Source organism: Dankookia sp. GCM10030260 (assembly GCF_042666655.1).
Lineage (GTDB): Bacteria > Pseudomonadota > Alphaproteobacteria > Acetobacterales > Acetobacteraceae > Paracraurococcus.
The window spans coordinates 407282-418450 of the sequence record NZ_JBHTDE010000002.1 but is presented as its reverse complement, the minus strand read 5'-3'; the positions used below and the strand labels follow the sequence as shown (position 1 = coordinate 418450).

General features: G+C 69.6%; 8 protein-coding genes. All 8 read right to left on the bottom strand.

The window, feature by feature from the left end; genetic code table 11:
* Nucleotides 1-7: 7 nt before the first annotated feature.
* Nucleotides 8-1078: an SDR family oxidoreductase gene (locus ACFQS7_RS08420; protein WP_380066597.1), complete on the bottom strand. Its 1071-nt coding sequence runs from the start codon at nucleotides 1076-1078 to the stop codon at nucleotides 8-10.
* The gene (locus tag ACFQS7_RS08415; protein WP_380066596.1) at nucleotides 1075-1902 is read right to left on the bottom strand and encodes an SDR family NAD(P)-dependent oxidoreductase; all 828 of its coding nucleotides are present in this window, start codon (nucleotides 1900-1902) and stop codon (nucleotides 1075-1077) included. Before ACFQS7_RS08415 ends, ACFQS7_RS08420 begins: the two co-directional genes overlap by 4 nt.
* 10 nt (nucleotides 1903-1912) lie before the next feature.
* Nucleotides 1913-2689: an enoyl-CoA hydratase-related protein gene (locus ACFQS7_RS08410; RefSeq protein ID WP_380066595.1), complete on the bottom strand. Its 777-nt coding sequence runs from the start codon at nucleotides 2687-2689 to the stop codon at nucleotides 1913-1915.
* Nucleotides 2689-4194 carry an acetyl-CoA acetyltransferase gene (locus ACFQS7_RS08405; RefSeq protein WP_380066594.1) on the bottom strand — a complete coding sequence of 502 codons (1506 nt, stop codon included), beginning with the start codon at nucleotides 4192-4194 and terminating at the stop codon, nucleotides 2689-2691. Before ACFQS7_RS08405 ends, ACFQS7_RS08410 begins: the two co-directional genes overlap by 1 nt.
* A gap of 1 nt (nucleotide 4195) precedes the next feature.
* The gene (locus ACFQS7_RS08400) at nucleotides 4196-6304 is read right to left on the bottom strand and encodes an acetate--CoA ligase family protein (RefSeq protein ID WP_380066593.1); all 2109 of its coding nucleotides are present in this window, start codon (nucleotides 6302-6304) and stop codon (nucleotides 4196-4198) included.
* 152 nt (nucleotides 6305-6456) lie between these two features.
* On the bottom strand, nucleotides 6457-7554 hold the full coding sequence (locus ACFQS7_RS08395) for a methyltransferase domain-containing protein (protein WP_380066592.1): 1098 nt from the start codon (nucleotides 7552-7554) through the stop codon (nucleotides 6457-6459).
* 15 nt (nucleotides 7555-7569) lie between these two features.
* On the bottom strand, nucleotides 7570-8676 hold the full coding sequence (locus ACFQS7_RS08390; RefSeq protein ID WP_380066591.1) for a glycosyltransferase: 1107 nt from the start codon (nucleotides 8674-8676) through the stop codon (nucleotides 7570-7572).
* Between the two features lie 57 nt (nucleotides 8677-8733).
* Nucleotides 8734-11022, bottom strand: coding sequence for a class I SAM-dependent methyltransferase (locus ACFQS7_RS08385; RefSeq protein ID WP_380066590.1), 2289 nt, complete (start codon nucleotides 11020-11022; stop codon nucleotides 8734-8736).
* Between the last annotated feature and the right edge of the window lie 147 nt (nucleotides 11023-11169).

Genomic DNA, 11169 nt, shown 5'->3' with positions numbered 1-11169 from the left:
CGGGATCCTATGCGGGCAGGATGCGGCGGCGCTGCAGGTCGGCCAGCCACCAGTCCAGCATCTCCGCGCTGTCGATGCAGTCGGCGAAGCCGGCTTGGCGGATGGCGATGGTCGAGAGGATCGAGGCCGCCTGACCCGGCCGGGCGAAGGCGAAATCGGCGAATTGCCAGGACCCGCCGATGAGCTGGTCCAGCGACCAGGGCGCCAGCTGGTTTCTTTCGGCGATGCGCTGCCAGACCGGGCCCTTGTCCGCCATCAGCACGGCGAGTAACATCGGGTGCGGCGCGCCCAGTTCCATCCCGAAGCGCTTCGCCACCAGCGGGAACAGGTCCTGCCAGAGGAAGACGTCGCCATTGGTGACGTTGAAGGTGCGGTTCGCCGCGGCCTCCGTCTCGGCCGCCCAGCGCATGGCGCGGGCGAGGATGCGGACATCGGTCGCTTCCGTGTAGCGCGCGCCGGCACCAGGCCAGACCAGCGGCACGCCGAGCTCGCGGCTGATCGCGGCATAGGCGCCGATCGCCGACAGCATGTTCATGGCGCTGCCGAGCGCGAAGCCGACCAGTGCCTGCGGCCGGAAGATGGTGAAGGCCCAGCCCGCACGCGCCTGGTGCTCACGGATAAGGTCCTCCTGAGCCCAATAGAAATTCGGGTGGATATGGCGCGGTGCGCTTTCCTTGCCGGGGATCGGCATCTGGCCGAGATGCACGCCATAGGCCTTTGTCCCCTGCAGCAGCGAGACATGCCGCAGGCCCGGATTGCCCGGCTCCACCGCCTCCATCAGGTTCCGCAGCATCGCCGCATTGGTGGCGATCTGGTCGGCCTCCAGCCAGCCCTTGCCTAGTTCCGGCTTCTCGAACAGCGCGCCGTAGACGATGCGGGTGACGCCGCGCAGCGGCGACAGCGCCGCGCGGCAGGCTGCCGCGTCCGTCAGGTCGACCGAGAGGAACCGCGCCGTGCTGTCGAATTCCGGCTTGCGCCGGGCGAGCGCGACGATGTCCCACCCGGCGGCCTGGTACTCCGCCAGCGCCGCCCGGCCGACCAAGCCGAGCGCGCCGGCGATGAGGACCGTCCCTGTCACGGACGCCCGCCGGCGACGACCAGCGTCTGGCCGGTGACGTAGTTCGATTCCGGAATGCAGAACAGGTAGACCGACCCCGCCGCTTCCTCCGGCCGGCCGCCGCGTCCCAGCGGAATCAGCTTCTCCGCGGTCTGCAACACTTCCGGCCGCACGCCGACCGCGATCTCCCGCCCGGAGATGTCGATGGTGGCACCGCCATGCGCCGGCGCCTCGGTCAGCCGCGTCATGATCAGACCGAAGGCGACGGCGTTCACGTTGACCTTGTAGCGGCCCCACTCCTTCGCCATCGCCCGCGTCAGGCCCTGGATGCCGGCCTTGGCGGTGGAGTAGTTGGCCTGTCCGGCATTGCCGAAGACGCCCGAGGTGGAGGAGATGTTCACCACCTTGCGGAAGACCTCGCGGCCCTCGCTTGCTTCCTGCCGCGCGGCTTCGCGGATGAAGCGCTGCGCCGCGCGCATGATGCGGAAGGGCGCGGTCAGGTGGACGTTGAGGATGGCGTGCCACTGCTCGTCCGTCATCTTCTGGATGACGTTGTCCCAGGTATAGCCGGCATTGTTGACGATGATGTCGAGCCCGCCCCAGGTGTCGATCCCGGCCGCGACGAAGCGTTCGGCGAAGCCCTCCTGCGTCACGTCGCCGTTGCAGGCGATTGCCTCGGCGCCCATCGCGCGGAGCTCCGCCACCGTCTCGTTGCCGGGACCGTCGTCGAGGTCGTTGACCACCACGCGGGCGCCCTCGCTCGCCAGCTTCAGCGCGATCTGCCGCCCGATGCCGCGCCCGGAGCCCGAGACCAGCGCGACCTTGCCGTCCAATTTACCAGCCATCGTCCTGCTCCTACCTGCCAACCCAATTCGGCGCGCGCTTCTCGACGAAGGCGCGCGGGCCTTCCTGGAAATCCTCGGTGGCGCGCACGCGCAGACCGGCCTCGCGGCACAGCGTCCACAGCTCGGCCTCGGGCAGGTCGGCGGCGCGGCGGGCGATGCCGAGGCTTTCCTTGACCGCGATCGGCGCATTCGCGCAGACCCGGCGCGCGAGATCAAGCGCGGTCGCCACCACTTGGTCGGCCGGCACCGCGGCGTTGATCAGCCCGAATTGCGCCGCACGCGCGGCCGGGATGGGCTCGCCGGTGGCGATCATCTGCAGCGCGATCGCCTTGGGCAACGCCCGCGGCAGGCGGAAGACGCCGCCGGCGCCGGCGACCAGGCTGCGCTTCACTTCTGGCAGGCCGAGATTGGCCGTCTCCGCCGCCACCGCCAGGTCGCAGGCCAGCAGCAACTCCAGCCCGCCTGCCAGCGCATGGCCCTGCGCCGCAGCGATCCACAGCTTGGTGCGCTGCGCCCGGACGAAGCCGCCGAAGCCGCCCTTCTCGGTCGAGAGGCCGGCCGCCGTGCCCTTCGAAACTTCCTTCAGGTCGGCACCGGCGCAAAAGGCGTGCGGCCCGGCACCGGTGAGGATCACCGCCCAGAGGTCGGGGTCCTGCTCCGCCCGCTCGACCGCCGCCTCGATCCCGGCGGCGACGGCGGCGTTGACGGCGTTGCGCGCCTCCGGCCGGTTGATGGTGACGAGGGCGATATGCGCCTCGACCACCTCGAAAAGGACAGCCTCGGTCATCAGTTGGGGCTCCAATCCTGCAATCCATCCGTGGCACGGCGCAGCGTGCCGGGCGTGCCGATCGGCGTGCGGTCGAGGCGCTTCAGCAGGGCGATGGTGTCCGCCTCCCGACCCGGCACGCGGCCGAAGGTCCGGCCGCCATCGGCGGTGCGCAGGATCACCACGCCATGGTGCGGCGCGCCGTCGCGGTCGTGCAGCACGGTGAAGGTCTCGATCGTCGCCTCGCCTGCCGCCTCCACCGCGAAGGCGGGCACCGGGCCGCGGCGGCCGTCGGCTTTCGCCTGCACGGAATAGTCCTGCGGCAGGCGGAACGCCTGCGGCGGGCGGCTGGCCAGCACCACTGCGTGGTGCTTGGTGACGAACTCGCCCTGGCCGTAGAGCAGCGCGGCGCTGCCCGGCTTCTCCCGCAGCGCCCGCACCATGCCGGCCGCGGCATGCGTCATGTAGTTGTTCAGCGGCGCGCCGAAGAAGGTCAGGCCACCGGTCGTGGTCGGCGCCATGCCACGCGGCAGGCCCAGCCGTCGGGCCGCCATCTTCGGCACGCAGGGGAAGCAGCTGTACAGCTCGCAGCTCTCGAAGCTGGCGCCCTCGGCCTCGGCGATCACTCGGCACGCATCCAGCACGGCGTTCTGCGCGTGGCTTTCGTGGTAGTTGTCGCGCGCCAGGTAGTCGCGCGGCTCCACCGCCGCGGCGCCGGCCCAGAGATGGATCATCCGATCCTCCGGCACCCCCGCCGCGCGCGCCTTGGCCAGGCTGCAGAGCAGGATGGCGCCGCCCTGGTTCACCATCGGGTTGGCGACCTGCAGCTTGGTATAGGGATAGGCGATCGGACGGTTGGCGGGCCCCGGCGTGCCGATCTCCTCCGGCGTGTATTCGCGCTTCAGCCAGGCCGCCGGGTTGCGTGCGGCGACGCCGGAGAAGGCGGACCACAGCGCGGCCGATTCCGCCTGGCCCTCCGCCGGGGTCTGGCCGAGGAAGGCCTCCACCGCATTCTCGTAGAAGGGATAGACCGAGACAGGATCGGCGACGCCCAACCGCACCGCCATCGGGTGCAGGAAGTCGCGCCCGCGCGTCCGCGTCCAGTTCGGGTCGGGCGTGGTCCAGGGCAGCGTCACGCCCTGCTTCTGCGCTTGGCCGACCGCATGCGTCGCCTCACCACCCACCACCGCCGCGACCGCGCTCTCGCAGCGGGCGATGCGGTTGGCCGCTTCGTGCATGTGCCGCACCGGGCTCTCGCCGCCGACCGGGCCATAGACCAGGCGCCGCGGCTGCACGCCCAGGAAGCGCACCAGCGCTGCCGGCAGGTCGCCGTAGGGCCAGGAGACGGAGTTGACGATGTCTAGGCTGTCGAGCGCCGCCAGCAGGTCCGGCGCGCCGGCATCGTCCGCGGCGCGGCGCAGCGCCTCGGCCATCAGGTCAGCGGGTTCGCGCGCCTGCAGCACATCGGCCGGGCGTTCGGCGACCTCGCCGGCGCCGACGATGACGGGGATGCGGTCGGCGTCCATCTCAGGCCTCCTCGTTCCAGATGGCCAGCGCATCGAGCGCCTCGGCACCCGCCGCCGTGGCGCGCAGCGGGTTCACCTCCAGCGAGGCGAGCGCGGGCCCAAGGGCAAGCGCCGCATCGCCGATGCGCGCCACCGCCTCCGCCGCCGCCCGCCGGTCGATGCCCGGCGTGCCGCGGTAGCCGTCCAGCAGCTTGGTACCGCGCAATTCGGCAAACATATCCAACACCTCGTCGGGCGTGACCGGTAGCAGGCGGATGGCGGTGTCGCGCAGCGCCTCCACCCAGATGCCGCCGAGGCCGACCGCTATGGCCGGGCCCCAGAGCGGGTCGCGCAGCGTGCCGACAAACAGCTCGACGCTACCGCCCGCCCGCATCGGCCCGACGAGTACGCCGTCTATCGCGGCGTCGGGCTTTGCGGCGCGGACGCTGGCCAGGATACGGTCGTATCCAGCGGCCACTACCTCCGCACCCTCCAGGTTCAGCAGCACGCCGCCGATATCGGATTTATGCGCGATGTCGGGAGAGGCAATCTTCAGCACCACCGGCCCGCCCAGCGCCTGCGCCGCCGCCACCGCTTCCGCCGCGCTGCATGCCAGGGTCAGCGGCACCACCGGCACGCCCCGCGCGCCGAGGAAAGCCAGCGTCGCGTGCTCGCTGGTCGGCCGCTCGGTCGCTCGTGCCGGTACGGCAGGCGGTGCCGGCACGCCGCGCTCCTGCCGCTCGGCCCAGGTGAAGGCACGGCCGATGGCGCCGAGCCCGTGCTGCACGCCGCTGCCGAGATAGGTGATCCCGGTCTCCGCCAGCAGCGCCCGGCCCGCTTCGGTCACAGGCCGCGACAGCACGCTGAGCATGAGCGTGGGACAGGCCGAGGCTGCAAAACCTGCGCCGATCTGCCGTACGATGCCGCCGCGGTAGCCCGCGATCTCCTCCGGCGTGTCGGGCACGTCCATGAAGCAGGCGACCAGGCCTATGGACGGGTCGGCGCCGAAAGCCGGCAGGCTGCGGGCGAAGATCGAGGCATCGAGCATCGCCCCGCCGGTCACGTCCAGCGGGTTGTTCGGCGTGCCGAAGGCCGGCAGGACCTGACGCAGCGCATCCTGCGTCGTCGGCGCCAGTGACGGCACCGCGACGCCGGCGGCCTCCGCCTGATCGGCGGCCATCTCGCAGACCCCGCCGGAGATGGAAACCAAGCCGGCCCGCCGGTCGCGCACATGGCCGAGTCGCGCCAGCAATGCGGCAGTGAAGACCAGATCCTCGATCGATGCGACGCGGATGATGCCAAGCTGGCGGCAGACCGCATCGAAGACACGGTCATCGCCGACCAAAGATCCGGTATGCGCCTCTGCCGCACGCGCCGCCGTCTCGCTGGCGCCGATCTTGATGGCGACGATCGGCTTGTCGGCCAGCAGTGCCCGGCGCGCCGCGGCGGCGAGCAGCGCGGCATCGTGCACGGTTTCCAGGAACAGGCCGATGACGGTCGTCGCCGGGTCGTCTACCAGGAAATCCACCACCCGGGCGACGCTCACGTCGGCCTCGTTGCCAGTGGAAACCTGGTAGGACAGGCCGATGCCCTGGCGCTGGGCGAAGGCGGCGATGAAGCCGGCGGTGGCGCCGCTCTGCGAGACCACGCCGATCGACCCGCCCTGGATCACCGGCATGGGCGGCTGCGTGGTCCAGATCGGTACGCGGTCGGCGTAGTTGATGAAGCCGAGGCAGTTCGGGCCGAGCAACGTCACCCCCTCGGCCCGCGCCGCCGCCAGCAGCGCATCCTGTTTCGCCGCGCCCTCCGCGCCGACCTCGGCGAAGCCCGAGGTCAGCACCACGGCATTGCGGATGCCGGCGGCGTTCAGGTCGGCGAAGGCCTCGGCGATGGCGCCTTCCGGCACCATTAGCAGCGCGGCATCCACCGGCTCGCCGATCGCGGCGCAAGAGGTCGCCGAGGGCAGGCCATGCACCACGCCGCCCTTGCGGTTCACTGGATAAACTTGGCCGGTGAAGCCGATACGTTCGAAATTGGCAAAAGCCGCGGTCGACCAGATGGACCGGTCGGTGGCGCCCACCAACGCAACGGAACGCGCGCGGAAAAGGCTGGTGAGCGCGGTTGCCGTCACCGGGACACCTGCGACAAGCGGGGCCGGCCCGAGGCGGCGTAATGGCGCATGGACTTCCTCCGTCTCGCGCGAGGATGACTCTGTCGCGCTTTGGCACTAGCCAAGCGCGATCCAGGCCGGATGTCCATGCGGGGCCCCGCGGCCCCAGTAAATCAGAGCCGACCGCGCATCCGGGCGATGGTACGGCGGACCGGCAAAATCGCCTCCATCGCCGCACCGACCGGGCGCAACCCGTCCAGCGCCGCACGAACCGCGCCGAGTTCGGCGGTAATGGTGGGAAGTTGGGTTTGTAGCAGGTCGCGCTGCGCTTGATGCATGTCGCGCAGCATCGCGTCCATGGCATCGAGCCGTGCATCATCTTTCGCAGCCAGGACGATCGGCTCGGCCGGTTCGGCCAGCAACCGGTCTGCTTGGTCCCGCTGCTCAAGCACCATGCGCTTCAACAGGTCCAGGCGGCGCGTTTCCCTTGCCGCGGCTGAGGAGAACGCCTCCCGCCCCCGCACCAGTCGAGCCAGGAACTCCACCGCCGGACGCGGCTCCAGCCATTCCACGCGCCAATCGGTCAGGCCGAGCGCACCGAATTCCAGCACCAGCAACTCGAAGCTTGCCGGGGTGAATTGCCAGCCGTGGCAATCGGTGTACCCATCCCCGGCCTCGGCGCGGTCCATCTGCTCCGCGGCCTGTTCCAGCGTATGTTCCAGCCGCAGTTCCATCAAATGCTGCTGGCCCCAGCCGGCCCGACCGCCGTCGGTGGCGCTGTAGGCAACATGGTCGAACATTGCCCGCGGCGTGTGCCGGGCCTGTCCCGCCCGATGCGCCGCAACGAACTGCCCGGTCGTCGACGGCGGTCGGAAGAAGTCGAAGCAGAGCCGCTTGTCCGGCACTGCCAGCAGCAACGCGCCATGGTCCGGGTCTAGCAACCGCTGGGCCGAGCGCAGGAAGCCGATCAGATCCGGCAGATGTTCCACCACATGGCAGGCTATCAGCGCGGCATAGCTGCCGTGCTGTGTTACCGGGACGGCTTCATGCAGCGGCCCCCCGGCCCAGACGACGTCGACCGGCTCGATCCGGTCGGTGTCCACCGCGCCGCCGGCATATTTCGTCACAAGTTCCGCCTGGCTGGCGTGGTCGACGATGGTTACCCGCCAGCCCTCGGCTTTCGGCGCAACCGGATTGAAGCTGGGCCCGATCTCGATCAGCGGGGCGTCGCGCGCCACGCCCTCCAACAGCTTGGCGTTGCGCTCCGACATGCCCCCTCCCCCGTTTCAGCCGCCGAAGATCGCTGCGGTGATCGCCTTGGCCTGTCGCGCTGGTCCGTAGCGCTCCTCGGCTGCCGCGAGCGCAGCCTCCGCCATGCGCGGATAATCGTCCAACCGCTCGATCGCCCGCAGCACCACTTCCTCCCATCGGTAAGCAGGGGCGAGGTAGCCGGTCTCACCCTCCTCGATCGCTTGCTTCAGGGTGAAGCCTGGGGATGCGATACTGATGGTGCCGGTGATTGCAGCCTCGAAGACCTTCAGCTCCGACTTGCAGTTGGTGAAGGTGTTGTCCTGCAAGGGCACCAGGTTCAGCTCCACCTCGCCGATCAGCCGCTGCAGGTTCATGAAATCCTGCAACGGAAAGCGTTCGATGCGGTCCGTCATGGCGGCCAGCCGGCCCTTGGGTTCCAGGAACCCGACGATGCGCAGCACCAGCCGCCGGTCGCGCTGCAGCAGCTCGGCCATGGTATCGGCGATGATGGCGAAGTCCCGGTTGTGCGAGGGCGTGCCGGAAAAATACCCGAGATGGATGCGGCCATCCCGGCGCCAACCGGACGCGCGTTTGCGTTCGACGATGCTGGCGGAGACATCGAGTTGCGCACCGTTCAAGAAATTCGGCACCACCCAGCACGGCAGGCCGCAGAAATCGGTCGCCCGCCGCGCCAGGTAGTCGTTGGTCAGGATGACACCATCGCAGAGCCGCATCGTCTCCCCGATGCGGGCCATGACGCCGAACCAGAAATCGAGGTCGGCTTCCCCGGTGTTCTGGTCCAGCGTGTCCATGACCATGTGGGTGAAGCGAGTGTCGAAGATCAGGTCGTCCACGTCGAAGAGCACGCGGCGGCCGCGCGACTTCGCGGTGGCGATCAACCGGCCGAAGGCCGGGGTGTAGCGGGCACGGCAGATGACGATGGTGTCGGCCCGATCAATGATCCGGTCGGCCCATTCCAGGTCCTCGGCGCTAAACCAAGCAGCGCCGATGCCGGGTTCGGCCAGGCCCAGCGATTCGATCATGTTGAAGCAGCGGTAGCGGAAGGTGCTGGTATCCGGCCGCTCGTAAAAATAAGCGACGCGCGGCGCCCCGCGGGACAGTGCGGCGAGCCGTGAGGCCAAGCTTTGCGCCCAGGGATCGCTGTAGCGGACCGGCGCGGGACCGTTCGGGAACATCGCTCAGCCGGCGCCGTGGGTTTGCGCGACATGGTCCAGCACGGGGGCGAACGCCGCTTCCCAGTCCCGGCCGATGCGGGCTTCCCGATAGTTCGTCTCGCGCCGCGGCTCGTCCTGCGCCAATGCCGCAGCCTCGCCCAGTGCCGCAACGAGCGTCTCGACCGATGGCTCCGCGCAGAGAATGTTGCGGCAATAATGCTCAAGCGAGACCTTCGGTCCGAAGCGGTTGGTCACCACCACCGCCCCACTGGCCGCGAGGTCGAGCGGCGGGTAGCTGGGATGCGGCGTGAACATCAGCGACAATCCGACATCGATGCTTCGGATCAGCGTGGCATAGCTGGCCCAGGGCAGGTTCTGTGCGATCTCCGGCTGGATTCCACCGGGCAGCATGATGCGGGGGATGTCTTTGCCGACGAAATGGTAGGTCCAGTCCTGCGCCGGCAACACACCCTGCTCGATCGCTGCAGCGACTGCTTCGAGCCCGCGCAGAAAGAGGTTCCGGTCGTTATTGGGTCGTGCATAAAAGAAGAAGCGACGCTTCTCGCGCACCGGCCGCGGTTCCCGGTAATAGATTCCCTTTGGAAAAGCCGGCTCGAAGGCCACGCTGTTCGCCGCCACCCCGCGCACGTCATCGCCCAACAAGTGGTCGCGCAACGCAGCAGTATTGATGATGAAGCTGATACGCGTGTCGTCCATTACTTCGCGGCAGCGCAATTGCTCGTCGCCGGCGGGGTAGAACATCCGCTCATCCTCCTGCAGGAGGTAGAGAATCCGGTCCGGCCGCACCGCCCGCAGCGCCGCCCAGGTGCTCCACCAGGATGTCGTGAGCAGCAGGTCGTCCGGCCCCATCGGCACGTTGCGATCGTTGCCTGAATGCAGGAATTCGACATTGCCGTCGTAGCGAATGCCGTGCGCGTTCAGCACCGTACCGAAATTGCGTGGCTCCGGCGGTTCGTGCCGCGTCACCACGCGCAGCGGTACGTCCATCCGCTTGGCCAGCAGGGCTGCCAGCACCACCGCCGTGCCGACGCCGCCAAACAAGTGACCGGCATTGATGCTGTCGGTCACCAGGGTCAGCCGGCGCGGCGCCGCGGTTTCCGGGAAGGTGGCCATGAGTGCCGGCAGCCGGGCGGCGACATAGGCATGCGCGTCGGTCGCGCCCGGCACGACGGAGGGCAGCAACGCTTCCAGCAATGGCATCGACGGAGCCGACTGGCCGCCCGGGGCGGGCGAGGCGCGGCCGAAGATCCGCTTCACCTGGGCGACATAGCTAGGCTCCCGCCGTGCCAGATTGATCGCCACGCGCATCGGCCGGGTGATCCGCCAGGAGGTCGAGCGGATCATCGCCTCCCGCAAGGTGCGGGCATGCTGTGCGTCGGCCAGGGTAGCGTCACGTTCCGCCCGAGCCGCGGCGCATTCTGCGGCCAGGCGGTCGCGCTCGGCGATGGCCTGTTGCGCCCGGGCGCGGGCCTCATCGCGTTCGGCCAGTGCAACGTCGCGTTCAGCGAAGGCGGTCTCCTCCGCCCCGGCCATGCGGGTTTCCAGCGCATGCACCAGGACGCGGTCATGCACCGCCTCGCCCCGCGCCGCGAAGAAGCGGCGGATGGCGAAGGCCTCTTCCGGTTCGGCGCCTGCGGCGAACAGCGCGGCGACCGGCGCCGGCGGCGCGGCCCCCAGACCGAGGACGCCGAGCCCGTTGCCGTGCAGGAACTCGAAATGCGGATGCGCCGCCTGCAACTCTCGCCAGAGCTTCCAGACGCCCTGGCGGCGATCGCGCAGGTTGGTGTCATGGAACAGGACGACGCCACGGTCCGACAGGGTTTCCCGCCAGAGCCGAAAGGCATTGGCCACCGCCTCATGGTCCTGGGTACCGTCGATGTGCAGCAGATCGACCTCGCCAGGTTCGAAATGCGTCCGCGCCTCCTCCTGCCGCATCCGCAGCAGGGTCGAGAAGGCGCGGCCGCGGCCATCCGGCCGGCCACTGCCAATGCGGGTCACCGATTCGCGCGGCCGGCCAGCCAACTCCGCGCCGCGTTCCACCGCGAAGCAGCGGGTCGCCAGGCCGAGGCGTTCGACCGCCAGACAGAAGGCGGCGTAGGCGACGCCACCGGCCGGGCCGAGTTCGACAATGCTGCGGGGGCGCAGGGCCTTCACCAGCCATAGCGCGAAGGGGACATGCTCGTGCCAGGGGCTTGGCGCCTGCGGCTCCGGCGTCCAATCGACCTCCGGGCCGATGCCGATGCCGCCGAGGGCGAATTCATGGCGGGCACGGGCCGGGAGGTTCATGTCCATCGCGCTGTCTCCGCCTGCCGGTCAGTCATGGGTGGCCTGTCCGGCCCCGGTGCATGGATGCACCGGTCCGGTCGGCGATATTGCGCAGCCGTCACAGGTCGGCGCCGGCGTGCAGTCCCGGCCGGTCTCGCCGCTGGCCAATAATCG